General features: G+C 50.4%; 21 protein-coding genes. 15 read left to right on the top strand and 6 right to left on the bottom strand.

Going from position 1 to position 26,852, the window contains the following annotated elements; translation table 11 throughout:
- Window positions 1-106 precede the first annotated feature (106 nt).
- Both uidA (EKM73_RS07035) and EKM73_RS07030 read left to right on the top strand, forming a co-directional pair.
- The gene (gene uidA / locus EKM73_RS07035) at window positions 107-1,912 is read left to right on the top strand and encodes a beta-glucuronidase (protein ID WP_125701258.1); all 1,806 of its coding nucleotides are present in this window, start codon (window positions 107-109) and stop codon (window positions 1,910-1,912) included.
- Between the two features lie 24 nt (window positions 1,913-1,936).
- On the top strand, window positions 1,937-3,352 hold the full coding sequence (locus EKM73_RS07030) for an MFS transporter (protein WP_125701257.1): 1,416 nt from the start codon (window positions 1,937-1,939) through the stop codon (window positions 3,350-3,352).
- 127 nt (window positions 3,353-3,479) lie between these two features.
- On the opposite strand, the gene EKM73_RS07025 is transcribed toward EKM73_RS07030, so the two are convergent.
- Window positions 3,480-4,556: an AraC family transcriptional regulator gene (locus EKM73_RS07025; RefSeq protein ID WP_125701256.1), complete on the bottom strand. Its 1,077-nt coding sequence runs from the start codon at window positions 4,554-4,556 to the stop codon at window positions 3,480-3,482.
- Between the two features lie 161 nt (window positions 4,557-4,717).
- On the opposite strand from EKM73_RS07025, the gene uidA (EKM73_RS07020) reads away from it, so the two are divergent.
- On the top strand, window positions 4,718-6,532 hold the full coding sequence (gene uidA, locus EKM73_RS07020) for a beta-glucuronidase (RefSeq protein WP_125701255.1): 1,815 nt from the start codon (window positions 4,718-4,720) through the stop codon (window positions 6,530-6,532).
- A gap of 16 nt (window positions 6,533-6,548) precedes the next feature.
- The gene (locus EKM73_RS07015) at window positions 6,549-7,964 is read left to right on the top strand and encodes an MFS transporter (protein WP_125701254.1); all 1,416 of its coding nucleotides are present in this window, start codon (window positions 6,549-6,551) and stop codon (window positions 7,962-7,964) included.
- A gap of 396 nt (window positions 7,965-8,360) precedes the next feature.
- Here EKM73_RS07015 and EKM73_RS07010 read toward each other — a convergent pair whose 3' ends face one another.
- Together EKM73_RS07010 and EKM73_RS07005 are read right to left on the bottom strand one after the other, a co-directional pair.
- Window positions 8,361-9,119 (bottom strand): hypothetical protein, encoded by a 759-nt coding sequence (locus tag EKM73_RS07010; RefSeq protein WP_125701253.1) that lies wholly within the window; start codon window positions 9,117-9,119, stop codon window positions 8,361-8,363.
- 384 nt (window positions 9,120-9,503) lie between these two features.
- On the bottom strand, window positions 9,504-11,441 hold the full coding sequence (locus EKM73_RS07005) for an acyltransferase family protein (protein WP_125701252.1): 1,938 nt from the start codon (window positions 11,439-11,441) through the stop codon (window positions 9,504-9,506).
- A gap of 1,328 nt (window positions 11,442-12,769) precedes the next feature.
- Between EKM73_RS07005 and add the strand changes: the two genes are divergently transcribed.
- The 3 genes from add (at window position 12,770) to EKM73_RS06990 (ending at window position 15,635) form a co-directional block, all read left to right on the top strand.
- Window positions 12,770-13,810 (top strand): adenosine deaminase, encoded by a 1,041-nt coding sequence (gene add / locus EKM73_RS07000; protein ID WP_125701251.1) that lies wholly within the window; start codon window positions 12,770-12,772, stop codon window positions 13,808-13,810.
- A gap of 79 nt (window positions 13,811-13,889) precedes the next feature.
- Window positions 13,890-14,714: a site-specific integrase gene (locus EKM73_RS06995; RefSeq protein ID WP_125701250.1), complete on the top strand. Its 825-nt coding sequence runs from the start codon at window positions 13,890-13,892 to the stop codon at window positions 14,712-14,714.
- A 66-nt stretch (window positions 14,715-14,780) separates the two neighbouring features.
- Window positions 14,781-15,635: a polysaccharide deacetylase family protein gene (locus EKM73_RS06990; protein WP_125701249.1), complete on the top strand. Its 855-nt coding sequence runs from the start codon at window positions 14,781-14,783 to the stop codon at window positions 15,633-15,635.
- 491 nt (window positions 15,636-16,126) lie between these two features.
- On the opposite strand, the gene EKM73_RS12890 is transcribed toward EKM73_RS06990, so the two are convergent.
- On the bottom strand, window positions 16,127-16,765 hold the full coding sequence (locus EKM73_RS12890; RefSeq protein ID WP_225421332.1) for a helix-turn-helix transcriptional regulator: 639 nt from the start codon (window positions 16,763-16,765) through the stop codon (window positions 16,127-16,129).
- Window positions 16,766-17,124: 359 nt separating this feature from the next.
- On the opposite strand from EKM73_RS12890, the gene EKM73_RS06975 reads away from it, so the two are divergent.
- On the top strand, window positions 17,125-18,849 hold the full coding sequence (locus EKM73_RS06975; RefSeq protein ID WP_125701248.1) for a hypothetical protein: 1,725 nt from the start codon (window positions 17,125-17,127) through the stop codon (window positions 18,847-18,849).
- A 119-nt stretch (window positions 18,850-18,968) separates the two neighbouring features.
- Here EKM73_RS06975 and EKM73_RS06970 read toward each other — a convergent pair whose 3' ends face one another.
- On the bottom strand, window positions 18,969-19,181 hold the full coding sequence (locus tag EKM73_RS06970) for a hypothetical protein (RefSeq protein ID WP_125701247.1): 213 nt from the start codon (window positions 19,179-19,181) through the stop codon (window positions 18,969-18,971).
- Between the two features lie 291 nt (window positions 19,182-19,472).
- On the opposite strand from EKM73_RS06970, the gene EKM73_RS06965 reads away from it, so the two are divergent.
- The 7 genes from EKM73_RS06965 to EKM73_RS06935 all read left to right on the top strand — a co-directional run bounded on the left by EKM73_RS06965 (window position 19,473) and on the right by EKM73_RS06935 (window position 25,719).
- Window positions 19,473-20,693, top strand: coding sequence for an RNA-guided endonuclease InsQ/TnpB family protein (locus EKM73_RS06965; RefSeq protein WP_125701246.1), 1,221 nt, complete (start codon window positions 19,473-19,475; stop codon window positions 20,691-20,693).
- A gap of 426 nt (window positions 20,694-21,119) precedes the next feature.
- Window positions 21,120-21,683 (top strand): L,D-transpeptidase, encoded by a 564-nt coding sequence (locus tag EKM73_RS06960; RefSeq protein ID WP_125701245.1) that lies wholly within the window; start codon window positions 21,120-21,122, stop codon window positions 21,681-21,683.
- Window positions 21,684-21,855: 172 nt separating this feature from the next.
- Window positions 21,856-22,749: a LysR family transcriptional regulator gene (locus EKM73_RS06955; RefSeq protein ID WP_125701244.1), complete on the top strand. Its 894-nt coding sequence runs from the start codon at window positions 21,856-21,858 to the stop codon at window positions 22,747-22,749.
- Window positions 22,750-22,952: 203 nt separating this feature from the next.
- On the top strand, window positions 22,953-23,330 hold the full coding sequence (locus tag EKM73_RS06950; protein WP_125701243.1) for a nuclear transport factor 2 family protein: 378 nt from the start codon (window positions 22,953-22,955) through the stop codon (window positions 23,328-23,330).
- Between the two features lie 69 nt (window positions 23,331-23,399).
- A complete protein-coding gene (locus EKM73_RS06945) occupies window positions 23,400-24,359 on the top strand; it encodes a DMT family transporter (protein WP_225421330.1) in 960 nt (319 codons plus the stop codon).
- Window positions 24,360-24,372: 13 nt separating this feature from the next.
- Window positions 24,373-25,020, top strand: a complete 648-nt coding sequence (locus EKM73_RS06940) for an NAD(P)H-binding protein (protein ID WP_125701242.1) — start codon at window positions 24,373-24,375, stop codon at window positions 25,018-25,020.
- 18 nt (window positions 25,021-25,038) lie between these two features.
- A complete protein-coding gene (locus tag EKM73_RS06935; protein WP_125701241.1) occupies window positions 25,039-25,719 on the top strand; it encodes an NAD(P)-dependent oxidoreductase in 681 nt (226 codons plus the stop codon).
- A gap of 77 nt (window positions 25,720-25,796) precedes the next feature.
- Here the strand turns inward: EKM73_RS06935 and EKM73_RS06930 are convergent, their stop codons facing one another.
- A complete protein-coding gene (locus EKM73_RS06930) occupies window positions 25,797-26,804 on the bottom strand; it encodes an aldo/keto reductase (protein WP_125701240.1) in 1,008 nt (335 codons plus the stop codon).
- Window positions 26,805-26,852: the final 48 nt, after the last annotated feature.

Genomic DNA, 26,852 nt, shown 5'->3' with positions numbered 1-26,852 from the left:
TAGTTTTCAAAACCACAATATTGTTCAAGCATACACTCTGATTATAGTTTATTCTTCTTGTAAGCGATTGCAAGAATGATCGAAAATAAATTTAGGAGTGATTTGAATGTTATACCCTTTGATGACTGAAACCCGTTCCGTCCTGAGCTTAAATGGTATCTGGTCCTTTAAGATGCAAGCCGATGGTGAGCACCACGACCCAGTTGCCCCTCTACAAACAACCGACGTTATGGCCGTACCCGCTTCCTTCAACGACCAGACGGCGAACCCAGAACTCCGTCAACACAGCGGTTACTTCTGGTACGAACGTGACTTTACCGTCCCCGCCGCGTTAACGGACCAACGGCTGAGCCTGCGCTTTGGTTCAGCGACTCACGAAGCCTGGGTCTTCGTCAACGGTATCGCCGTCGGTCATCACAAGGGCGGCTTCACACCCTTTGAATTGCCGATCAACGACGCTGTTCAGGCTGGCGCCAACCGCTTGACCGTCAAGATCAGTAACCTACTGGACCACTCAACTCTGCCCGTCGGCAACTACACGGAAACCAAGGACGCCAACGGCAACACCGTGTCGCACGTCGATGAAAACTTTGACTTCTTCAACTATGCCGGCCTTCACCGCAACGTAAACCTGCTGGCAACGCCGTGGAACCGAGTGGAAGACATCACGGTAACGCCACACATCGACCTGGATACGACCAGTGCCGACATCGATATCGCCGTGAAGACCACTGCGGCCGCTACGGTTAAGGTGACGCTTCTGGACGAAGAAGGCACAATCGTTGCTACAGCCAACGGCGCCGACAACACGCTTCATCTGGACAACATTCACCTCTGGCAACCATTGAACGCTTACCTCTACCAAGCCCGCGTCGAAATTCTGGATGGCGACACCGTGGTCGACAGTTACACGGAACCATTTGGCCTACGGACCATCGAGATTAAGTCCGGGAAGTTTCTAATCAACGGCGAGCCCTTCTACTTCAAAGGTTTTGGGAAGCATGAAGATTCCTATGTCAACGGCCGTGGGATGAACGAAGCCGTCAACGTGCTCGACCTGAACCTCTTGAAGAAGATTGGAGCCAACTCGTTCCGGACCTCCCACTACCCCTACTCCGAAGAAATGATGCGGCTCTGTGACCGCGAAGGGATCGTGGTCATCGACGAAGTCCCAGCAGTTGGCCTGATGCCTGATTTCAACTTCGACATTTCCAGCGCGTTCAAGAATACCGAAAATCCCTTCTGGTCCACGGTTAAAACGCAAGCTGCCCACGAACAGGCGCTGAAAGAAATGATTGGTCGGGATAAGAACCACGCGTCCGTTGTCATCTGGTCCATTGCTAACGAACCGGCAACCTTCCTGCCTGGCGCTCACGACTACTTCGAACCGTTATTCAAGCTGGCGCGTAGCCTGGACACCCAGAATCGGCCATGCACCTACATTAACATCATGATGTCCACGCCGGACCGCGACAACTGTTCCGACCTCGCGGACCTGTTGACGCTGAATCGTTACTACGGCTGGTACCTGCAAACGGGAGACCTCAAGGCCGCAGCGGCTGCCGAAGAAGCCGAACTGCGCACTTGGCAGGAAAAGTGGCCGGATAAGCCGATCATGTTCACGGAATTTGGAGCCGACACTGTAGCCGGCGTGCACAGTTCCTACAACGAGCCGTTCTCCGAAGAGTATCAGGTCAACTACTACGACATGAACGCGAAGATCTTCGACAAGATCGACAACTTCGTCGGTGAACAACTCTGGAATTTTGCCGACTTCCAGACCAAGTTCGGTATCAATCGGGTCCAAGGAAATAAGAAGGGCATCTTCACCCGTTCTCGCGAACCTAAGGCAGCCGCTATTTGGCTGAGTCATCGTTGGAACAGTATTCCTAACTTTAACTACAAGAAATAGTTCACGGGAAAAGGAGGTCTATTCATGGAAAAATCGCTTGAAAATGCAGTTAAGCAAGACACGCAACTTCTGACGGACAAACCGTTCGGTGGCCGAGATAAATTTGGTTATATGTTCGGGGACTTAGGGAACACGCTCACCTTTTCAACTGTAACCACGTTCTTGATGATTTTCTACACCAATGCTCTCGGTATTTCCGCAGCCATTGTTGGGATTCTATTCTTAGTTGCCCGAATCATTGACGCTTTCGCCGACTTAGGCGTTGGCCGACTAGTCGACAACAGTGATCTCAAGGCAGATGGCCGTTTCCATCCCTGGATTCGACACATGAAGTATCCCTTATTCTTCGTTTCGATTCTGCTGTTTCTGCCATGGGTCAGCAACCTTTCAATGGGAATCAAGATCGTTTACATCTTCATCACCTACATTGCCTGGGGTATTTTGTATTCTACCGTCAATATCCCTTATGGCTCCATGGCATCTGCAATTTCAAGCAATCCAACTGATAAAACCTCGCTTTCTACTTTCCGAAGCATCGGATCAGCCATTGGAACCATTGTTGTCAGCTACTTTGTTCCGGTATTCATGTACGCTAAGGGGTCACAACAAATTTCACCTATGCGGCTCTTCATCATCGTCACCATCTGTGCCGCTGGTGGGGTCATCGCCTACACCTTGCTGGGACATTTTACGACAGAGCGTGTTCGAACCGAAAAGTCCGAAAACATTCCGCTGAAGGTTGTCGGTAAGAAATTGCTAGCAGACCGTGCTCTAATTATCTTGGTCACTATCGATATCTTAGTCTGCGTGGGACTATTCTCCTATATGGCTATGGTTTCTTACCTCTTCAACGACTACTTCAAGGATAAAGGTGCCATGGCTATTGCGATGGTTTCTATGTCACTAGCAACTTTCGTTCTCGCACCGTTTGCCAACAAGCTGTACAAACGGTTTGGGCGCAAGGAAATCACTGAAAGTTTTCTGGCTTTTGGTGCCCTAATGTTTGCACTATTATGGGTTCTGCACACCCATAGCGTCATGACTTATCTGATTATTTCCTTTGTCGCCGCACTGGGGATGGGGATGTTCAATTTGATGGTCTGGGCGTTCATCACCGATGTCATCGACAACGAACAGGTTGAGACCGGGATGCGTGAAGACGGGGTTGTTTATGGCGTGAATTCCTTCGCCAGAAAGGTTGCCCAAGCCTTAGCTGGTGGGGTAGCCGGACTCCTGTTATCCTTTATCGGTTACAAGACGTCGACTAGCGGCGGTGCCCTACAAACGGAAGCTGTTAATAATAGCATTTACCAATTAGCCGTTGGGATTCCGGCAGTTTGCTTTGGGCTTGGCGCGTTGATCATGTTCCTGTGGTATCCTCTGAACAAAAAACGGGTCGATGAAAATGCTAAGGTTTTAGCAGAACTAAACGCAAAGTAGCGCGACTTAATTTCAAAACATGATTAATTTCAAAGCGGATGACCATTACTGGCCATCCGTTTTTTTCTATGCACCTATTTATTTCGTAAATACTACGTGGGCAATACCGTAGGCCACACCTTATTATCTAACCATTCACTGTCGGCTCACTGCTCCGCATGTAAGCCACCGGTGTCATCCCCACGTAACGCTTAAACACGCGATTGAAATACGTCACGTCGTTAAATCCCACACCAAACGCTACGTCCATCATCGACTTCGGTTGATAGCGCAAGTAGACGCGCGACATCCGGATGCGGTAACGGTTAATGAACTCAAAAATAGTTTCCCCAGTCTCCTGTTTAAATCGCCGCGACAAGTACCCGGGCGAGGATTCGGCAATCTGCGCAATTCCGGTGAGATTCAGCGGTTCTCGATAATGACGGTAGATAAACTGAAGGGCGCGGTTGACCTTCACACTATATTGATTGTTTCGCCGTGCAGCAACGACATCACAGTATTGGGTAGCCATTTCCAGAACCAACTGTTCCTCACTCTTCAACGAGAAGAGTTGCTCGATAGCCTGCGAATAGTGGCTGGAAATGCGGTCCAAGACCACCGGACTAATATTGCCCCGCTCGGCTGCAATCCGAAAAGCCGTGTTCGCGACAAACAGGATATTCTTGGTGGACCGCAGTCGTCGATTAGGAATCCGCGATAGGAAGCGTTCCTTTTCGCCCAAGATTCCTGTCAAAGCATGCTTCACACCATCTCGATCGCCCCGCGTAATGGCATCCATGATTTGATTCTGATATCTATAGGCTTTAACAATCTGGGCATCATTGTCGCTATCACGCTTGGCCAGATCAACGTCAAGATTGGCAACCTTCACGTGATCCTCAATCAACGCCAAGGGCTGATCACTCGCACCAATCGCAGAGATGATGACGCGTGCGAGGCTCCAACTATGCGTGGTAACGGGCCCCGCCACCAGATAGCCAGCGACCGCCGATGCATTAAAGATACCGGCCACCAAAAAGTCTCCTTGACCCGTAATTGCCCGGATACACTCACCGCTATCGGCCGGTAGCTTATTAAATTCGGGAAGGTCACCATCATCTCCCGCGATAAATACCGTGTTTAAGTCCGTATCACACCGCCGAACCGTCACCCCACTGATTCGGGAGAGCGCGACAACCAACTCTTGTTCCTGCTCACTTTTCACCGCAAAGACCTCCACAATTGTCCAAATCTTTTGTAATTTTCGCAAAATATCAATATTGTCTGTCTTTCGTCAAAATAGTCCAAGACGCTACTCACTTCTTATATTATCTTAGTTGTAAGCGATTGCAATAGAGCAATCAAACAAAATTGGAGTGATTCATCGTGTTATACCCATTAAACACTGAAACGAGAACCGTCTTAAGCCTTAACGGTATTTGGCAATTTCAAATGCAGGTACCTGACGAACCTAGAGATCCTAAACAGCCATTGACTGACCCGGACAATATTGCTGTCCCAGCTTCCTTCAACGATCAAACGACTAATTTAAAACTGCGGCACCATGACGGCTATGTCTGGTACGAACGCCAGTTGACCATTCCCCATGTTCTCAGCGAACAACGGCTCAGCCTGCGATTTGGTTCCGCCACCCACGAAGCTTGGGTCTACGTGAACGGTATCGCCGTTGGCCATCATAAGGGTGGCTTTACCCCCTTCGAGCTACCAATCAACGACGCCGCCCACGTTGGTGAAAACCGAATCACCGTGAAAATCAGTAACCTACTAGACGATACAACCTTACCCGTTGGTAACTACTCTGAAACGACTGACGACGCCGGCCACCGTATTCCTCATGTAGACGAAAACTTTGATTTCTTCAACTATGCCGGCCTTAACCGCAACGTTGACCTGCTGGCAACGCCGTGGAATCGATTGGAAGACATCACGATTACACCACAGATTGACCTCAAAGCTAACACCGCGGATGTCACTGTACACAGTGAGACTACCCAGGCTAGTGGCCGCATTCAAGTCATCCTACGCGATGCCAGCGATACGGTTGTCGCCACCGGTACCGGCCGAGACAGTGCCATTCATCTCGACCAGATTCACCTCTGGCAACCCCTGAACGCCTACCTGTATCACGCCCAAGTTACACTTTTAGCCGAAGATGGCAGCGTCCTCGATAGCTATACCGAACCCTTTGGTTTGCGAACCGTCGCCGTCAAGGCTGGACAGTTTCTCATCAACGACCGTCCTTTCTACTTCAAGGGCTTCGGTAAACACGAAGACACTTACATCAACGGTCGTGGCCTCAACGAAGCGGCTAACGTACTCGATCTAAACCTACTGAAGCACATGGGTGCCAACTCATTTCGGACCTCGCACTACCCTTACTCCGAAGAAATGATGCGCCTCTGCGACCGTGAGGGCATCGTCGTTATCGACGAAGTTCCCGCCGTTGGCTTGATGCCGGGCTTCGACTTCAACGTTTCCAGCAAGGCCAACAGCCCTAAAAACAATCCCTACTGGCATCAAGTTAAGACACAGGCCGCGCACCAACAAGCGATTCAGGAAATGATCGGTCGCGATAAGAACCACGCCAGCGTCGTTATCTGGTCACTGGCCAACGAACCAGCAACCCACATTGAAGGGGCCCACGACTACTTCGCGCCACTCTTCAAATTGGCCAAACAGCTCGATCCCCAACAGCGCCCCTGCACCTACATCAATATCATGATGGCCACGCCGAAACGCGACACCTGTTCCGACCTCGCTGATATTCTCTGCCTGAACCGCTACTACGGTTGGTATATTCAGACGGGTGACCTTGATGCTGCGGCTGTTGCTGAGACCCAAGAATTACAGGCATGGCAAGCCAAATATCCCACCAAACCGATCATGTTCACCGAATTCGGTGCTGACACGCTACCCGGGTTACACAGCGCCTACAACGAGCCCTTCTCTGAAGAGTATCAGGTCAACTACTACGCCATGAACGCGAAGGTCTTTGACGGTATCACGAACTTCGTCGGTGAGCAGCTGTGGAACTTCGCCGACTTTCAGACCAAGGTCGGTATTGGTCGGGTTCAAGGTAATCGCAAGGGGATCTTCAACCGGGCCCGCGAACCTAAAGCGGCTGCAACCTGGCTAGCCCACCGTTGGCAAGCAATTCCTAATTTCAACTATAAAAACTAATAAAGGAGCAATTCACATGGAAGGTACAGTGAAGAATTTGAATAATCAGAATACAACTGTTGTTACGAAACAACCATTCGGGATTCAAGATAAGATTGGCTACATGTTCGGTGATATCGGGAACATGTTGACCTTTACCACCGTCACGACGTTTCTTATGATTTTTTACACCAACGTTCTCGGTGTCTCCGCCGCTGTCGTCGGGATTCTCTTCCTGATTGCGCGCTTCATCGATGCTTTCGCTGACCTCGGCGTGGGTCGGCTGGTCGACAACAGTGACTTGAAACACGATGGCCGGTTCCATCCCTGGATTCGTAAGATGAAGTACCCGCTGCTTCTGCTCTCCATGTTGCTCTTTTTACCCTGGGTCAGTCACCTTTCCATGACGACGAAGATTGTCTACATCTTCATTACCTACATTGCCTGGGGGATTCTGTACTCGACCGTCAACATTCCCTACGGTTCGATGGCTTCTTCCATGTCCAGCAACCCCGCCGATAAGACGTCTCTGTCGACTTTCCGGAGCATCGGTTCAGCTATCGGGACGGTTCTGGTCAGCTACTTCGTGCCCATGTTCATGTATGCCAAAGGGTCACAACAAATTTCTTCAACACGATTATTTACAGTCGTTAGTCTCTGTGCAATTGGGGGGTTCCTGGCCTACTCCATTCTGGGTCATTTCACCCACGAACGGGTGCGGACCCACAAGAGTGAAAACGTGCCATTAAGTACTCTGTTCAAAAAACTATTGACCGATCGGGCATTGATTGTCCTCGTAATCGTCGATATTTTGATTTGTATTGCCCTCTACAGCTACACGTCAATGGCATCATACTTATTTAATGACTACTTCAAAAACAAAGGAGCCATGGCTCTGGCAATGCTGACCATTTCCGTTGCCGTCTTCCTGTTGGCGCCATTCACCAAACACCTTTACCAACGGTTCGGCCGGAAAGAAGCCACCGCAAGTTTCCTGATCTTAGGCTTCATCTTCTTTACCCTACTCTTTATCATTCACACGCACAGCGTCGTGGTCTACCTAATTTTCGCCTTCATTGGTTCAATGGGAATTGGGATGTTTAACCTGATGGTCTGGGCCTTCATCACCGACGTCATTGATAACGAACAGGTTGAAAATGGCATTCGTGAAGACGGTGTGGTCTACGGGGTTAACTCCTTCTCCAGAAAGGTTGCGCAAGCCCTAGCCGGTGGGGTCTCTGGTCTCCTGTTGTCCTTTATTGGCTACAAGGCGTCCACGACCGGTGGTGCCGTTCAGACCGAAGCCGTTGCCAACCACATTTATCAACTGTCGGTTGGCTTACCAGCCGTCTGCATGGGTGTTGGCGCCCTGATCTTGATTCTCTGGTACCCACTGAACAAGAAGAAAGTTACCGCCAACGCTGAATACTTAAAACAGCTCAATCAAGACTAAATTGTAAGCGGTTAATATTGTCTGAATGTGCAAATCGTTTAATTTACTTGCATCATGTCTATTCAACTAGTATTAGCTGATACGCAGACGTTATACTGTTTGGGTAAACAGTTGTCTTAGCTGGAGGCCAGGGGTAGAACCGGCCGTGACGATAGCGTTAGAACGAGTGCTTGCTTCTTCCCGTGCTTACGCCATGGGACGAACTTGGAACCTCGTGCTTCTCCGCGAGGTTTCAAGTCGAGGTAAAAGACCGCTTCTCAGGCTTTTACCGACCGGTCCCCACAGCAGGTGGAACCCCTGGCAGCCGCAAGCGACACACAACAATTGACGTTTAAACCGCAAAAAAAACGGATGGCCCGTAAGCCATCCGTTTTTTAAATATACTGGAGTATTTAACTAATCGGCTGCCATGAATTTGCCGGCAGTCAGTTGAGATGCTAAGACCCAGCCCTTGGTCTTGCCGCTGGTCACGTAGTCGTACTTCACGTTCTTCTTAGCTTTCTTGATGGTAATTGTCTTGGTAGCGTAGAAGGTCTTGCTGTTTGGCAATACGCCCTTCTTGGTTAACGTTACCTTAGCTTGGTCAGCGGCGAATTTGCCGGCGTAGAGTGCAGGTTGGTTGGCCTTGAAGTGGAACGCGCTCTTCTTGATGCTCTTGGCGCTAACCAACGTGTAGGTCTTCCCTGCAATCTTGTCGGCGGCTTTCTTGGCGTCGGCGTTGCCGTCAGCAGCCATGAACTTGCCGGCCGTTAACTTAGAAAGTGCGACCCAGCCCTCAACCTTGCCGTTGGATGACTTGATGTAGGCGTAGGTGACTTTCTTAGCCTTAGTTGTCTTGGTAGCCTTGACTTTAACGACAATCTTCTTGGTTGCGTAGTAGGTCATGCCGCCCGCTAAAGTCCCTTTCTTGGTCATGCCGACCTTGGCTTGATCAGCTGCAAACGCTGCGCTATACAGCGCTGGCTTGCCACTCTTAACGTGGAACGCTGCTTTCTTGATAGCTTTTGCACTGACTAACGTGTGAGTCACTTTTTTGGCTGCTGGTTTAGCGGCCGCAAAAGCAGTAACCTCACCGGTTGCGGGAGCAATAGCACCAATCCCCAATGGTAATACCATAGCCGCAGCTGCTGCGATCATTGCAACTTTTTTCATCATAACAATTACCCCCCAGTAAATTTTCGAATTCATCCCTGAACTCAATTGGTATCATAACACGGTCCTTTTTTTCGGGCAGAAATCATCTCCCAATTTCGCTAAAAAATCGCTAAAAATCCCGGTCCTCCGGTAAATTAATGGAACTAACATTACGGGGCGTTAGCGGTGTTCCCAGCGAAAAGTCGCGAACGGCAAATCAGTAGCGTTCACGACTTTTTGACGGGTAATGGACCTCACCCCAGATGATCGCCCTACTCTTATAACTACCATTGATTTCGTAAAAAACTGCGTTGCCCTCAGCTTCAATTAGCTTGGGACAACGCAGTTTACATTTTATTCTGAAGATATAAGACACAGGTAACCGGCAAACTAGCAGTTCAACCGTTACTGATTAGCCTGCGCAATTGCCTTAGCAATCAACGAAGTGTAGTGCCGGTTCCCGTAATTATTCGGGTGAACGTGGTCACTGACAAACCACTTAGGCTGGTTCTTAGCCGTCGTGTACCAGTCAATCACGTGGACATTGTGGTACTTATCCGCAGTCTTGGCAATTCGATTGTTCACGGAATTCTGCCATTCACGCGTTGGCACGTGGGCCGTGACCCAGAAGATCTGGTGATCTGGTCCGATAGCGTGGACAATGTCATCGGCCTGTTCCGGCGTCACGTAGCCGTTAGTTCCGATATTGATCAAGACATTCTTCGCCAGCTGACCTTGTTGGGCCATACCCACGATAACATCGTGCATGTCGGCCGCTTGCCGGCCAACCTTACCATTAACGATGGCACCTGGGAAGACGTCTTGCAAATCACCGGAATCATCCAGCAAGACGGAATCTCCGATTGCGGTTAACGGCGTTTGCTTACTATTTAAGACTTCATCTGGCGTTAAGTAGTAGTACTTCGCCAACTTTTGATTAGCCTTTGACAGCTTGGAGAAAGCTACCGCCGTGTCGTGCTTTTTCTTGGATGAAGCCGCCGCCAAGGCTTTCTGCTTTTTCACGGCCGCCGCATTCTTTTTCTTTGCCGCAGCCTGCCGAGCAGTGATGGTCTGTTGCAGCGCCGTTGGCTTGGCCGCCGCGGGCTGCTGTACGAAACCAACTGCCGTCAATCCAAAGAGTAAGGCCGCGACCACACCTAATGTATTGGCCAGACGATGTGCCTTGGGTTGCTGGAAGTACCGCACAACGTCCCCCGTCAACTGCCCATAGTGGTAATGCCGCATCGGATTTTCAATCCACCGATAGCTGAGCTCGGTGACCAGTAAGATCAGCGCCACCTCAATCAACGCATGAAATAGCGGATGATTCCCGATATTGACCTTAGATTCGTAGAAAATCATCACGGGAAATTGGTAAAGATAGATCCCGTAGCTCCGTTTACCCACATAGCTAAACAACCGGTTCGTCAGGATACGGTTCATATCGCTCCCGGGATGAGCCACCGTGCCAACCAGAATACCGGACAACACCGTGAACCAGAACATCCCGCCGCGATACGTGCTGGCCGCCTGCCCGTTCATGGTAAAGAATAGGTAGATCAGCGCCAGTAACGAGAGTCCGCCGACAACGTCCAAAGTCAGTCGCTGTTGCCTACCGACATCCGCATTCAGCTTGTGTGCCGGCCAAACAAAGGCCATCCCCGCACCAATTAGAATCGCAAACATCCGCGTGTCGGTTCCGTAGTAGACCCGGTTGGGGTTATTAGGACTGTACAGCACAGCCATTGCAATCGCCGAAACCACGGCGACCGCCATGAGAATGCCCAGCCGTTGGGACTTCTTGTGCACAAACAGCAAGAGTCCCAGCACCACCAGCGGCCAGATCAGGTAAAACTGACCTTCAATCGACAACGACCACAGATGGGTAAACGGCGATTCCCCGCTGAATCGATCAAAATACGATTGGCCGTGATTGATTTCAAACCAGTTATACCCGTAGATCAGATTGGTCATGACCGTTCCCCGGATATTGACCAACAGACTCCGCTGGAACAGCGTAATGTAGGCCGTTGTTCCAAGAATCATAGTCACCAGCGCCGGGTACAGTCGTTTTAACCGTCGTCCGTAAAAGCCAATAATATCAATGTGATTCTGCGTATCGAACTCCTGAATCAATAAGTATGTAATTAAATAACCTGAAACGACGAAGAAAATCGGCACCCCTAAGTACCCACCCTGCAAGGTAGATGGCGCCAAATGGTAAATAATAACCCCCAAAACGGCCAACGTCCGGATACCATCGAAACCGGTGATATACCGCCGTTTGCCCGACTGACGCGCGCGCATCCCCATTCGCGTCAGTTCCGTGTTAAAATGATTCATCGCAATTGCTCCTTCTCTTTAACGCTGCCATTACTCCCCCACGTTAAACGCGTGTCGTGCGCCTCTGGTTCAAAGCGTCCTCACAGCGCCTTACCGGACAGTGAAAATGAATCGTGACGCTGTGGGCGGACGTCCAGAGCCAAAGAGCGGTCTCTGGACTTGCTTGAAGCCTCTGCGAACCGAGTCTTCAAGACACCAATTCTCTAAATGGTAAAACCCACCATTAAGAGAATTCTCACGGCTGGATTCATTTTCACCGTCCTCACGGCTAACACACGTTCAACCCAACACACACCCATTTTAACTGGCGGTTGCCACACCCACACAGACAAGCCAAGATTCTGGCACACAGACTTAACTTGCGGTCGACTGGACTCTCGGCTGCTTTTAGATAGTTCACGTAACAATGACTACCTATCCTATTAATATTAATTTTTTAAATTTATTTATCGTGCTAATACTCCGGCACACGGGGGATTTGTTAACCCCCTGACGATTACATCAATTCTATAATGTTTGGCCCCCAGACACAACGTTTTTTAATGAAATTTCACATTTGTAAAATTTGCAATCCAACCGTCACGCATTAATGGCGATAAACCGCAAGATATCGCGGTTTTAGCCAATCGGTTTGTTCGCTAACTTTCCCTTTTAAATGCGATAAAATGGAAAAAATTTTGTTAATCGACAGAACAGTCCTTAAATCTAATGAGTTTTTTCGAATAATTTCATTTCATTTTAAAACCAATTCCCCAAATTAGCAGAATTCAGTACCAAATGACAGTCGCTATTACTACGCGATTACGGGCTAAATTCGTGTGAGCCGTAAGGGCGGTGAAAATGGGCTCAGCCGTGGGACACCTCTTGGCGGCCGAACCTTGGTGCTTAGAGATGTAGTGGTTTTAAGACGTGGTTCTCAGCGGCTTAAAGCCAAGTCTAAAGACCGCCCTTGGGCTTTAGACGACTGCCACCGCAGCGTAGTTTACTCTCATCACGTAGCGAGGAAAATGGGAAGCAAATTCTATAGCGATTACGGGCTAAATCTACCTAAGCCGTGAGGGTGGTGCAAATAAGCTCAGCCGTGGGAATGTTCTTAGCGGCGGTTTAAGCCGCTTAGAACATTGGTGTCTTTGAAACTCGGTTCTCAGAGGTTCAAAGGCAAGTCCGGAGACCGCTCTTTGGCTCCGGGCACCCGCCCACAGCGTCCCGGTTTATTTGCACCACCCGGCAAGGCGACCGAAAGGCAAATTTTCCCCGTAAGGTCGCGTTGTTAAGCGCTATCATGGTATACTGGAAGGAAGTTACATATTCCAAAGGAGGACCTTGCCATGTCTCAAGTTAACCCTTTTACCGCAGACGCCGTTCGTCAGTATCCGAAAGTTGAGTTGCACTGCCACCTCGATGGATCGATCTCACTACCCGCGCTACGGAAGATGGCAGCCATTACCGGTGCCGAGTTGCCAGCCAGCGACGCTGCACTCCGGACATTGGTATCGGCACCCATTGATACCGTCAGTTTGATTGATTACTTGAAACGATTCCAGGTTGTGACCGATCTGATGCAAACGCCGGAACAGCTCCGGATTGCTGGTTACGATATGGTTCAGACTGCCTCCGAAGACGGTCTGATTTACTTAGAAACGCGGTTCGCCCCCGCCATTTTCACCGAAAAGGGTCTCTCCATTCGCGAAGCTATCGCCGCGACACTGGAGGGCCTGCACGCCGGTTCTGCCGACTTTGGGATTCCAGTCAACGCCATCGTCTGTGCGATGCGTGACCGTCCCTTAGACGAATGCATCGACGTCTTCCAAACCGCTGCCGACTTCAAGAACGAGGGGGTCGTTGGCCTGGACTTCGCTGGGGACGAGTACAATCATCCAACGATCGACCTGGTTGATGCCATCCGCGCGGGTCAGGCAACCGGCCTGCCATTTACGATCCATGCCGGTGAGGCCGGGCCCGTCGATAACGTTGTGGTTGCGCTGACCCTGGGTGCTAAACGGATTGGCCACGGCGTTCACATGAGTGGCTTCCCGGCCGCAATCGCACAAACTAAAGAAGCCGGGGCCACCATTGAAATTTGCCCAACAAGTAACATCCAGACCAAGGCTGTCGACAGTTGGAGCGACTTCCCGTTATCGGAATTTCTCAGTGCCGGCCTGAAGGTCACGGTCAACACCGATGACCGGACCGTCTCTAACGTCACTTTAACCGATGAATTCGTCACGCTTCGCAAGCAGTTTGGTCTGAACTGGTCTCTGCTGGAACGCCTGACACTTAACGCCATCGACGCCGCTTTTATCGATGACGATCAAAAAGAACAATTACGCGAAAGGGTCTTGGCTGCCCGCACCTCAACCACGGCCTAGCTCCCATCACCGCCACGACTTCACGGTCGTGGTCGCCACTCTAAGTTAATGTAATTTTTAGCAAAGGAAGTGTTTTGCCATGTCCCAAACCTATCCGTATCAAGACGCCTTCAATCGCACGCTCCAGCAGCGGGCCATGGCGCAGGCCACTGAAGACGAGTACAACGCGACCCTGACGGACTTTTTCAAATACCTAGAAAATTTCAATCCCACCTATCAGCGAGACCACCGCGTCAATCAACTCCAGACGCCCGATGTGGAGCAGTATCTGGCCATGTTGGTCGACGCCCGCAAGATTCAGAATCAGACCTACAACAAGGTCTTGTCGCACCTCAACGTCTACTTTAAATTTCTCTTCTCACACAGTTGGACGCCCTACCTGCCGACTCTGGATCTGAAGAGTAAACCCAAGCAAGCCGCCCAACCGCTGAACTACCGCTGGGTCGATGACCTCAACAGCCTGCTGGCCGACCCGCGCCTCCACGTGTATACCCGGCTAACACTCCTACTCGTAGCTCACGGCTACCCGGTTCAGGCCTTTCTTCAACCCAATTTCACAGCTAATTTGAAGACACAGAGCTGGTCAGCACCGGCCCAGCAATTTTTAAATGAACTCCAGGCTTTTCTGGCCCCCCTGCAGCAACGGTTCCAGTCCAATGATTGGTTCCTAAAGCAACGGGCCGCGGCCGATCCCCACTTAACGTTGCCCGGCCTGCATAAATATTTGAAGCCGGATGAAACTGTCGTGGGCTTTGCCCTGAGCCCCACCGTGCTGTACCAAGGTTACTTAGTTAACTATCTGCGGCGGCACCCCCAGCTTTCCGACCGTGACGCCATTTCTGCCCTCCATTTAGAACCGGATTCCATCGACTATTATCGTCGATTGGCCCAGCGCGCAGACTAAATGCGTGCCACCGTTCATTGAACCCCCTATACTAAATAGTAAACGAACAAACTGGGGGAATAGGCGATGAAAAGAAACTGGTGGTTCTTGGGGGGCTGTCTGGCATTGATTGCGCTATTAGGCGGCGGGTTCGCCTGGAGTCAATCGCGGCCGAACACTATTAGTCATCCGGCTCGTCACAATCGGATTCAAAGTCAGGACGCAGAATCTACGGCTGTTAAGCCCGTCAAGGCCAAACCCTGGATCAAGTTAAAGCAGCCGCTCAAGCTGCCCATTTTGATGTATCACAGTATTTCCAGTGGGAATCAGTTGCGCGTGCCCAAGGCCCAGTTCGCCAGTGAGATGGCCTACCTTAAGCAGCATCACTACCGGACACTGACCACGGCCGAGGCGATTCATGCGCTCTCGACCAATAGCATTCCGCAGAAGAAGGTCGTCTGGATCACACTGGACGATGCCTACAAAGATAATCTGACTAATGGCCTGCCGGCGCTGAAAAAATACAACCTACACGCGACCATCAACGTCATCACGGGCTTCACGCATAAGGGCAATCACCTGACACTAGCCGAGATGAAACGAATGAAGGCGACCGGCCACGTGGACTTTGCCAGCCACACCGTCCAGCACTTGAATCTCGATGAACTGACGGCGGCTCAGCAGAAGCAGGAGTTGGTTAAGTCTAAGCAGTGGTTAGACACCCATCTTGATCAGGAAACGCGGATGCTGTGTTACCCGGCTGGCCGCGCCAATGCCACGACACGGCGGTTGGCTAAACAGAGTGGCTACACGCTGGCGCTGACCACGCAGGAGGGCGTGGCCACTCTGAAGCAGGGGCGCTACAATTTGTCACGGCTGCGGGTCGTTCCCGGCATGAGCACTGCCACCTTTGCCAGCCTCGTCGATGTCACCAACCAGTAGTCAGATAGGAGTTGTATTTTCGCCTGCGGCTGCCAGCGCTCCCGATCATTTGGAACTTACCAAAACTGACAAAACACTGCACGCATAAGAATAAATCCATCACAGAACAGGTCCCAAAGTAGATCTATTCAGTGATGGATTTTTCTGAAAATGTAAGCGGTTCCTATTGTGTCGCTCCAGTGTTCGGCGTACAATAAAAGTAATTAGAAATTGGGCAGAATCGAGGAGGTCTTTAAAATGGGAAGCGTCGCAACTCTTGTTACTTGGTCATTCATGGTGGTTTTAATTGGTGCCGAAATTGTGCGGGGCATTTTCATGTTTAAGCATTAATGACCCCTATTCGGAAATAAATGTGTTGGGTGGACCGGCTGATTTGGCTGGTCTTTTTTTGCGTATAACACTATCTCAAAAAGCACCCCCACCAAACTAGATTGGCGAAGGCACTTCTTCGATAACACTAATTATTAATTGGTAACCCGCCGCGCTAGTCCCTACGTCTTGGACCTGGCCACCTTATCCTCTTGCTGTTTAAGCCGACCGATTACGTGACCTAACCAAAGCAGTAACAACGTCAGCCAACCCACCAGGGTGATACTGACCAGACTACTGGCAACCGCCGCGGAGACTGACCACCAGTTGGTTGCAATCAAGGCGCCCGTTGCCGCTAGACTTCCCAGTAATCCCGGTAACCGCCCCCGTCGCCACCGCTGTTCCCATACGGGCAGGTCACTGAGCTGCTCCTCAAATTTTTGGAGATAGGCCAAGCCGACCAAGTTAGCCAGCACCGCGACAATTAAGATGCCACCACCTAGCCGACTTGGCAAAAAGAAGACTAAGAGCACCACGAATAAACTATTCAAGATGAGCATCGCCTGACGGATTGGTCGTAACCTCACCGCAACCTCCGACTTCCGCAAATAATCCAGCATCCCCGTATCTTCCTTGATCAGGCTGTCCAATGTCAGCCCGTACAGATTGCTCAGCGTCACCAGACTGTCGATATCCGGATAGCTCTTCCCCGTTTCCCAACTTGAAATGGTCTGTCGCGAGACGACCACCTGCTGGGCCACGGCCTGTTGGGTCAGCTCGTGATCCGCCCGTGCCTGCTTTAATTTTTCCCCGAGTGTCATCGTGTTTCCTCCCTGCATCTATCTGACCTAACCCTAGCAAATGCCTGCCACTTTGTCACGCTAAGTTTGCTTGCACTGCTGATTTGGCGGGCTTTTACTAGGACCATCTTTCCTCAAGTCATCCGTACATGTTACCCAGCTGAGAATCACTAATTCCGTTCATCTTGAGTAGGTCCATCCCTATTGCCATCATAACTATCTGGACAAATCCCATCACACCAGCCACAAAAGCGCTACCATTATTTCTACTGATTACGGTGTTCCCCTTTAGTCACATCGCTAAATAGGGTAAACTAGAGAAAGTAGTTATTTTTTACATAATTGGATTTTCGCTGACATTATTTGGAAAGGGTTTTTATATGTTACTAGTCGCTTTCTTCTGTACCCTATCCGCCTTCATCATGGCAATCATGGGAATCGTTCAACGTCCCCAACACTTGCAAATGCTGGCGGGTATCTACATCGTTTACTACGTCATTGCCATTGGCGTGGTCTTCGTCATTTTACCCAGCAAGGCGCTCTTTAGCCTGATCATCATGAACGTCATCAGTGGGGTGCTGTACCTGCCATTCCTGGCGCTCAGCAGTCCCAACGTGGCGGTCGAGACCGGCAGTGGTGACAAACGCCCCCACGTTCGTAGCCAAAATAAAGGCTTAAACGTGGCAGCCGGCCTACTGGCATTGCTCTTTGTCGTCAGCCTCTTTGGGGCCGCTCAGACCAAGTTCGGTGTGAAGCCAGTCTACAACTCCTTAAAGATCAAGACGATGAAGACCGCGCCCCTGCTGGACAAGGACGCGACGCCAATCGCCATCGCACCCAAGACCGTCCGCAACAAGATGAACAAGGCCATGAGTGCCGTGCCTAATACGTCTTACTACAAGCTAGGCGCCCTGCAAACGCAGGTCGTTAAGGGCAAGACCGTCTACATCGCCCCCGTTGAATTCGACGGCTTCTGGCGGTGGCAACGGGCCAAGAAGTCACCCGGTTACTTCATGATCGACGCCACCAACGTGAACGCCGAGCCCCACTTCATTAAGCAATCCATGAAGTACACGCCGAGTGCTTACCTCTTCGAAGACGCACAACGGGTCATCTACAACCGTTTCCCTGGCTGGGTTCAGGAAGGGCAACCGCAACTCGAAATCAAGGATAGCGGCGAACCCTACTTCATCCAGACCGTCTACAAGGCCCGTGGTGTTTCCAGCCGGATCAACTATAAGAGTCTGCACGTCGTCGTCTTGAACGCCAAGACCGGTGACACCAAGCTCTACTCAGCTGCCGGCGCACCGAAATTTATCAACGAATCCATCGCGTCCTCCACGGCTGCGGAAATGAACGAAATCTTCGGCTGGTACGGCAACGGTTACTTCAACGCCCACTTTAACAAGACCGGCGTGAAGGACCCGAACAGTAACGGGACCGAAGATGGCGTTACGCCCGTCGTGGACAAGCACGGCGACATCTCCTACTTCAACGATTTCACCTCACCTAAGACCAGTGCGGATTCAACCATGGGTTACTCCATGATTAACGCGCGGACTGGGACACTGACCTACTACACCGGGAAAAACATCGGGGTCATGGACAGTGACGGGGCCAAGAAGATCGCCGAAAAGGAATACGTCGCCCAGAAGTGGTCCGCTACGATGCCGATCATGTACAACATCGACGGCACACCTACTTGGGTCGTTTCACTGCTAGACTCCACCGGGGCCTTCCGGAGTTACGCCTACATCAAGGCGGCCGATCAAAGTGTGAAAGCTTACGCTACAACGGCGACCCAAGCGCTCGACCAATACCGGGTACAACTCGCCACGGTCGGGTCAACGGCTAGCTCAACCACGAACTCCAAGACCATCAAGCTCAAGGGCACGGTGGAACGGGTCGTCGTCATTCCAAATGGCGATAACCAAAACGTGCTGTTCGCGGTCAAAGGTAACGATACCCTCTGGACGGTCGGTACCGCCGACTATCCTAAGGCCGTATTGATGAAGGCCGGCGACCAAGTCAAACTGACGGGTCGAGTCAACGAGTCCGCTAAGACCGGGACCGTTGAGTCTTACGTGAACCAGTCGTTTAAGTAACCTTGCTAGTGGTTTTGGATGCCACAACGCATTCATCTCAATAGCTTTCAAAAAGCAGGTGCTTCTCCTTATTAGGAGGGGCACCTGCTTTTGCGTCTCACTGTATTATAAAGTAACGATTACCTTTTTGCACCGCGACGGTCGATAAATATGTCATGCACAATCGCGGCAAAGCCCATCACAATCCCACAGCATAGTACGCTTGCCACCCACCAAGCCCAGTACAGCCAACCGGTTAGGGGCGTTGACACTGACACAAATAAGAGCAGCGTACTCCAACCAATGACCCCCAGCACCACACCCGCGTAGACACCATATTCCCCCGTCCACATTCTTTTAGGGTGCCTGATGGCATAAGCAACCACTACTACTGACATTATCAGTAGTACCACGGTAATTAAGAGCTTAATCTCCAATGATTTCCGTAAATTCAGTCCAAAGACTATGGGTAAAAAGAGGCTGAGAAAAATGAGAAAGTAATTTTTTATTAAAAACTAAGCAGAAAACCTGCGATTTTAATCGCAGGATGAATGCCAAAATTTAATAATCTTTTCCAAAACATACGTTCCCCTAAAAGAGACTAAACATGGTATACTTAACCCAACTTACAGGGGAGGTATCCGTTGGTTAAATTAGGGCGAACAATCAAGATGAGACTCTATCCGGACACAGATCAGGCAGAACAATTTCTAGCGATGAGCAAGGAATACCAACGATTAGCTAACATTGTTAGTCAATGGATCTTTGACCATGAGTTTCAGTTAAGCTGGTTAAAAATCAATCATCATCTGTACAAAATATTTAGACAGGGATCAGAACTCAATAGTCAAATGATTCAATCTGTTTTTCGGACGGTTGTGGCTCGCTATAAAACCGTTCGAGAACAAATGAAACAACATCCTTACCGCTGCAAGAACGAAGAAAACAAATGGGTTCAAATTCCTAGAGACTTGACCTGGTTAGTGAAGCCCATTCAATTTCGGCGACCACAAGCAGACTTGGTTCGTCAGAGTAACTATTCTTTTGTAGACAGAATGCGACAGATTTCTATGACTACTCTCGGTAAGCGGACTAAGCTAGGCTTTACCAAAAAGGGATTCGAGAAATACTTTACTGACGATTGGAAACTAGGTACCGCTAAGTTGGTCCGTAACCGGGACAAGTGGTTTCTGCATATTGGCATCACGAAAGAAGTTAGGAATTTCGATGCTAACGATAATCCTCAAATTGTAGGTATTGACCGCGGGTTACGCTTCCTAGCAACTGCCTTTGATAGTAAGGGGAAGACGCTATTCTTTAACGGTCAAAAGATCTTACGTAGGCGGAAAAAATTCCTAGAAATCCGGCGACAACTACAAAGTAAGGGCACCAGGTCTGCCAATAAGAAGCTGAAACAGCTGGCTCAACGAGAGAACCGCTGGATGACCGATGTGAATCATCGGCTAGCTAAGACACTCGTTACGGCATATGGTTCGCATACGCTCTTCATTCTGGAAGACTTAACCAATGTGACATTCAACACCGATGACCTGCCTAAGTCTTTACGAAGCAGTCATCGTTCCTGGTCTTTCTTCCAGCTAGAATCTTTCCTAACGTATAAAGCTCAGGCTATTCAAAGTGCTGTTGTGAAAGTCAGTCCGGCTTTTACCTCACAGCGCTGTCCCAAGTGTGGCTTAATAGAGAAAACTAATCGGCATCACGATGCGCATGAATATTGGTGTCAACAATGTCAGTATCGTTGTAACGATGACCGGTTAGGGGCCATGAATATTAAGATGCTTGGACAAGATTGGTTGAATGGTGTTAAGCACCCAAAAATTAAGAAGCTAACAACCGCTGGGTAAACCTGGCAGTTAAACGGGTAGCCGTCAATTACCCGATGATGTTGCCATTACGAGTAGGAGTGTCAAATAGACATGTTGGACTACTGTGTCGTAAGACGCGTGAGCGACAAGCCTCTGAATTCATTCAGGGGCAATTGACTGATAGGACCATGACTTGTATTGACCACCTTTAACGTGAAAGATTCATCTGTATTTAAGCATTTCTCTCTAAAATTATACGCTTCTTGAGTGGAATTATTTAGTTGCTTTTACGACCTCACGTACAACATTGATAATCTTGCAAGCATTGCCACCATTAAAATGCGAGGCTCCGCACCCGATCAGATAATAAGCTTCCAAATAGTTTTTAATGTCATTCGTTCCATGCATTAACAGTCCATCTCCACCCTTATAGAATTAACAATGTATTCTACAAGGAGGAGTTCCATGCGTAAAACAAAAGTATTCATCGCCGGCCTATTTGCCATATTGGGCTTAACCGTTGGCATTACTGCCATCGCTACGCCTACCCAGATGGCCACCGCTAGCGCCAAAACCACGAAGACGGCGAAGACCCCGTCTTGGAAACAGCCTTCTGAAAAGAAAGCCTATCCTAATCTGAAGAAGCACAAGAAGGCCTTCATCAAGGTGTCCATCGCCAAGCAGCGTGTGTACATCATGGCCAGCAAGAAGAAAGTGCTCTACACCATGATCTGCTCGACCGGGAAGAAATCATCCCCGACCCCTACCGGAACGTTCCACATTCAAAACCGCGGCACGCACTTCTATAACGCCAGTTCCAAGGAAGGCGCCAACTATTGGACGTCCTTCAAATACTGGGGAACCTACCTCTTCCACTCCGTTCCGGTCAACGCCCACGGCAAGTACGTTGTCAGCGAAGCCAAGAAGTTAGGCAAACGGGCCAGTCACGGTTGTGTGCGGTTACGGGTTGCCGACGCCCACTGGATTTACAGCCACGTGCCTTACAACATGAAAGTTGTTATTCACTAATCTAATTGCCAAAAGAACCGGTAGCACTCGTTAATTGGGTGCTACCGGTTTTTAATACCGCTTGCCAACTCCTCAATCGCCTAACCCTTCGCAATTTCCCTAAAATTCAGTTATGCTAAAGAGAAACTCACCTCGCATACGATATAGAGCTGACACCTAAGGAGCAAAAATCATGTTTCGACAAATGCAATGTTTTATCGCGGTCGTCAAGAATCACAGCTACACCAAAGCAGCGGAAGAATGTCACATGTCACAATCATCGCTGTCCCAACGTATCAAGGAGCTTTCGGAACATCTCGGTGTAACCTTAGTTCAGCGCAAAGGCCGCAGCTTTGAATTAACCCCCGCTGGCGAATACTTCTATCAACACAGCCAGGTGGTCTTGGAACAAGTTACCAAGTTGGTTGACGAAACCCAGGCAATCGCCCAGCAGACTCAGGAAACCTACACCCTCCACTTGGGGTATTTAAGAAAATTCGGATCACGAGAATTCTTACAAGCCGTTTCGCAATTCTCTCACGCCTATCCCCAGGTTCGCGTTCAAATCCACAGCGATTCCTATCACGAACTTTTTTCTCTGATTCGGGCCGACAAGATCGACCTGAACTTCTCCGATCACCGTTACGAATTCTCACCGGACTTCGAAAATGAATTCTTGACCTCTGCCGATTACATGGTGGTCCTCGCCGACAAAGTAGCGGCGACTAAAACCATCAGCATCGACACCACTGACCTCGTCGATCTCCCCTGCATTCTCATCGTTGGGGCCGATGAATATGCGTCTGAACAACGCTACTATCGCGATGTCCTGGGAATTCAAAGTCCCTTTCAGATTGCCGCCAGCTTTGGCGAGGCTCAAATGTTAGCCTCTGCCGGTCAAGGCTACGTCGTCGTCAATAGCCGCACCGCTAGCCAAATTGATCCCACGATTAACCGCGTCCTAAAGCTCGTTGACCACGGCCGCGATCTCACGCAGCATTACTACGCTTACTGGAAAAAGAACAATTCCGGCTTCTACGTCGAAACGTTCGCCCAGATCTTAAAGGACCAATTTACCGAGGAATAATCGCCACTAGCCACACGAGATTAACCTGATTTCACCCGTGAAGGGCCCACCAAATGCGGGTCTTTTTTTATCCATCGGTTTTTCCGATGATTCCCATCGTAAAGCCATATTGGTTGGCGCTACAATTCCGGTTATGATAAGAAACGTCAAGAATGGACTACCATATTTCCCCAGATGCTACGAAAGAAAGGAGCGGGATTCTATTGGACACTAACCAACTCGCACTGATCGACTGTTACCAACAACTGGTTACTGCATTAACAACCCAAGACATTTGCCAACTGGACCGTCTACTGGCGACTACCGCAGAACTCCACCTCATCAACGGCCGTACCTACACCAAATACGACTGGATCGATGCCATTCAAAACGAGACACTCCGTTACCAAGCATGCTCTACTCCCGATGCGCCACAGCTCACGATGCCCCGAGGGACTTTGCAAGTTCAGGTCAAGTGGCAGATTCAGGGAAACGCTGCACGGACGGACCAACAGCGGCTCACGTTCGTGCAAGATTGCAACAGTTGGCGTTTACTCGACCAATGTCCACCAGTCATCCCAGCTATCGAAAAATCCGATTAATTAACTGACGCCGCGCCATTCAAGCATCCCGTTACCTTGACCGCAATTAACCATTTAGGAAGTGATCTCGTGCTACTCTTACTCTTTCCTGTCGCCATGGGCGCAGGCTTAGCGATGCAAACCGCTGTCAATTCAAAATTGAGAAGCTTTACTTTTTCATCCTACCTTTCATCCGGCTTTTCTTTCCTGATGGCCTGGCTATTCCTATTATTACTCAGTCTCTTTACCCACCAATCGCTAATGATCAGTAGCACCGTCTTCACCCACAATCCGGGTTGGCTTTGGCTCGGCGGTCTCTTTGGGGCAATCGCGCTGACTGGCAACGTCGTCTTGTTTCAAAAGATCGGCAGCCTTCAGACGACCGTGCTCCCCATCATGGGACAAATCGTGATGAGCGTCATCATTGATCAATTTGGCCTGTTCAAATCTCCGAGCAGCCCACTCACCCTGGCCAAGATTCTAGGATTAGGTCTCATCATAGCTGGTGTCGTGCTGTCCCTGGGCATTTTGGATGCGCAGGACGCCATCCGCAAAGATGGTAAGGATGCGCAACTGCCCATCGCCCACGACTCCCTCATTTTGTATCAAGTATTTGCGATTGTCGCCGGCATGTTAATGGCCATTCAGACCGCGGTCAACGGCTATCTTGGCACGGTTCTCCGTTCACCGATTCATGCCGCCTTCGTTTCCTTTTCCATCGGGGTTCTCTGCCTGCTGATCGTTAACCTAGCCGTTTCTACAAAATTCACCAATCTCCGGCTGGCCGTCAAACAGGGCCGCCACTACTGGTGGATCTGGATTGGCGGCATCATCGGCGCGCTGTACGTGCTCTGCAGCTCCTGGCTCGTTCCTCTGATTGGCACGGGTCAAGTGGTTGTTCTGGCACTCTTTGGTCAATTGTTCTTTAGCGCCCTAGTCGAAAACTTTGGCCTGTTTGCCTCTCCCAAAACCCAAATCACCCGCTCCAAAATCATCGGTCTCTGCGTTCTATTTCTCGGTGTCTTAGTCGTTAAATTCATCTCATTCTAGGAGGATATTTATTATGAAAAAAGTTTTAATTTTAGGTGCTTCCGGTTCCATCGCTACGCTGGTCGAAGAAAACCTCATTGAAGATTCCCAGGTTCAAATGACCCTGTTGGTGCGCCACCCCGAACGTCTCACAGCTGCCATCAGAAACGACAGCCGGGTGACAGTGGTCGTCGCCGACGTCATTAAGGATACCGCGACGCTGACCCAAGCCATGCGTGGTCAGGACCTCGTTTACGCTAACCTTTACGGCGCTAATTTGAAACAACAAGGTCAAGCCGTGGTTCAAGCCATGCAGGCCGCCAAAGTCAATCGCCTGATCTGGATCTCCGCGAACGGCATCTACGGCGAGGTTCCCGGGAAATACGGGAAGTGGAACCAACAAATGCTCGGTAGTACCCTGGACGCCTACGCCGCTGGTGCCAAGGTTGTGGAGAGTAGCTCACTCGCTTACACCATTATTCGGCCGGCCTGGTTCTCCGACAAAGAGACCATCAACTATGAGTTAACTCAGAAGGGCCAAACCTTTAAGGGCACTGAAGTCTCCAGAAAGAGTGTCGCCGCCTACATCGGTACCCTCATTCTCGATGACAGCCAAGCCATCAAGCAATCCATCGGTATCAGCGAACCGCACACTGAGGGCGCCAAGCCAAGTTTTTACTAATCGAAAGGAAGTCTGACTATGAAAATCATGGTGATTGGTGCGTATGGTCATCTCGGCCGTCTGATTATGGCGGAGGCTCAGGCCCGCGGACATGACGTCGTGGGCGTTGCGCACCAACAACACGCCGGGGCAACGCGGCCTAACGTGATCATCAAGGATATGCTGAAACTGACGCCGCAAGATATTGCCGATGTTGACGCCATTGTCGACGCTGTTGGTGCCTGGACCCCCGCCACCGAAGCCATCCACTACACGGGGCCTCTACACATGATTGCCCTGATCAAGGGGACGGCCATTCATTATCTGAAGGTCGGTGGCGCCAATACGCTGTATATCAACGCCGCCCATACCCACACGCTGCAAGAACTCCCCCTGTATTATCCTGACTACATGCAGGATCTCGGTTCCGCTCACGCCGAGGGATTAAAGGTTCTCCGTGGCACCGATGATGTGAACTGGACTTACGTCACGCCCACTTACAACTTCGACCCCGACGGCAAACGTACGGGCAGCTACCGGGTCGCGGGTGAAGAATTCAAGCCCGCTCGCTCCCAAAATCCCAATGACGGCAAGCAAGACTATATTTCCTACGCCGATTTCGCCAAGGGCGTAATCGACATCATTGAGAATAAGCAATACAGCCATCAGAGAATCACCTTGTTCAGCGGGAACAATCCCCAACCAACACAACGTTACTAAGCGTGACTTATGCTATGGATCAAAAAAGCGGTGTCGCTCCTATCTGGGGGTGACACCGCTTTTCGCATCTCATCTAGTTAACGTTGATAATCCGTTTCATCAGCCGTCAATGGCCCGACCAGTTCATGCGGCAGGTACGGAGCTTCCAAGTAGGCCACGTCATCCGCGCTCAGGTGAACGTCCAACGCCTTGACCGCACCGGTTAAATGCGATGACTTGGTGGCACCGATGATGGGTGCCGTCACCGTTGGCTTCTGCAACAACCAGGCCAGCGCAATCTGAACCCGTTCGACGCCGTACTTCTTGGCCATCTCACCGACCCGCTGAATAATTGGCAGATCCAGTTGCTTACTGTCATCATACTTGGACCGCGCCACTTTATCGGTCGCATAGCGCTTGGTCTCACCAGACCAGTCCCGCGTCAGCCGCCCGGATGCCAGTGGACTATACGGCGTCACCGCAATCCCCTGGTCCGCACACAGCGGCAGCATTTCCCGTTCCTCCTCACGATAGAGCAGGTTCAGATGATTCTGCATCGACACGAACTTGGTCCAGCCGTGCTGTTCCGCGACCGCTTGGGCCTTTTCAAATTGCCAGGCAAACATCGCCGAGGCCCCAATGTAGCGGACCTTCCCGGACTTGACCACGTCGTTTAAGGCTTCCATGGTCTCTTCGATCGGCGTGTTGTAGTCCCACCGGTGAATCACGTACAGGTCCACGTAGTCCGTCTGCAGACGCTTCAGGCTCTGGTCGATCTGTGAAAAGATGGCCTTGCGCGAGAGTCCGGCCACGTTAGGTGCCTTTTCCGGCGTGAAGAAGACCTTGGTTGCCAGGACGATTTCATCCCGGTTCGCCAACTTCTTCAGTGCCCGACCCACGAAGCGCTCGCTGTCACCGTGCGAATAAATATTCGCGGTGTCGAAGAAGTTGATGCCTAGGTCGAGCGCTTGCTTGATGACCTGTTCACTCTTTTCCTCGTCAACGGCCCACGGAAACATCCCCGTTGACGCATTGCCAAAGCCCATCGTGCCCAGACACAGGCGCGACACATCTAATCCCGTATTGCCAAACTTGCCGTATTCCATGTTGCCACTTCTTTCTAAAACTCTACTTATCCTAAGAGGCACATCCAG

Source organism: Levilactobacillus fuyuanensis (genome assembly GCF_003946395.1).
In the GTDB taxonomy this organism is placed as follows: domain Bacteria; phylum Bacillota; class Bacilli; order Lactobacillales; family Lactobacillaceae; genus Levilactobacillus; species Levilactobacillus fuyuanensis.
Note: the sequence above shows the minus strand (reverse complement) of the source record. Positions and strands in the feature narration are given on the sequence as shown.

Excerpts from the sequence above, each read along its gene's own strand:
- EKM73_RS06930 (WP_125701240.1), bottom strand. The coding sequence starts at position 26,804 with ATGGAATACGGCAAGTTTGGCAATACGGGATTAGATGTGTCGCGCCTG.
- EKM73_RS06955 (WP_125701244.1), top strand. The coding sequence starts at position 21,856 with ATGTTTCGACAAATGCAATGTTTTATCGCGGTCGTCAAGAATCACAGC.
- uidA (WP_125701258.1), top strand. The coding sequence starts at position 107 with ATGTTATACCCTTTGATGACTGAAACCCGTTCCGTCCTGAGCTTAAAT.
- EKM73_RS06995 (WP_125701250.1), top strand. The coding sequence starts at position 13,890 with ATGTCCCAAACCTATCCGTATCAAGACGCCTTCAATCGCACGCTCCAG.
- EKM73_RS12890 (WP_225421332.1), bottom strand. The coding sequence starts at position 16,765 with ATGACACTCGGGGAAAAATTAAAGCAGGCACGGGCGGATCACGAGCTG.
- EKM73_RS06935 (WP_125701241.1), top strand. The coding sequence starts at position 25,039 with ATGAAAATCATGGTGATTGGTGCGTATGGTCATCTCGGCCGTCTGATT.
- EKM73_RS07005 (WP_125701252.1), bottom strand. The coding sequence starts at position 11,441 with ATGAATCATTTTAACACGGAACTGACGCGAATGGGGATGCGCGCGCGT.
- EKM73_RS06970 (WP_125701247.1), bottom strand. The coding sequence starts at position 19,181 with ATGTGGACGGGGGAATATGGTGTCTACGCGGGTGTGGTGCTGGGGGTC.
- EKM73_RS07015 (WP_125701254.1), top strand. The coding sequence starts at position 6,549 with ATGGAAGGTACAGTGAAGAATTTGAATAATCAGAATACAACTGTTGTT.
- EKM73_RS06990 (WP_125701249.1), top strand. The coding sequence starts at position 14,781 with ATGAAAAGAAACTGGTGGTTCTTGGGGGGCTGTCTGGCATTGATTGCG.
- EKM73_RS06960 (WP_125701245.1), top strand. The coding sequence starts at position 21,120 with ATGCGTAAAACAAAAGTATTCATCGCCGGCCTATTTGCCATATTGGGC.
- EKM73_RS07010 (WP_125701253.1), bottom strand. The coding sequence starts at position 9,119 with ATGATGAAAAAAGTTGCAATGATCGCAGCAGCTGCGGCTATGGTATTA.
- EKM73_RS06975 (WP_125701248.1), top strand. The coding sequence starts at position 17,125 with ATGTTACTAGTCGCTTTCTTCTGTACCCTATCCGCCTTCATCATGGCA.
- EKM73_RS06940 (WP_125701242.1), top strand. The coding sequence starts at position 24,373 with ATGAAAAAAGTTTTAATTTTAGGTGCTTCCGGTTCCATCGCTACGCTG.
- EKM73_RS07030 (WP_125701257.1), top strand. The coding sequence starts at position 1,937 with ATGGAAAAATCGCTTGAAAATGCAGTTAAGCAAGACACGCAACTTCTG.
- add (WP_125701251.1), top strand. The coding sequence starts at position 12,770 with ATGTCTCAAGTTAACCCTTTTACCGCAGACGCCGTTCGTCAGTATCCG.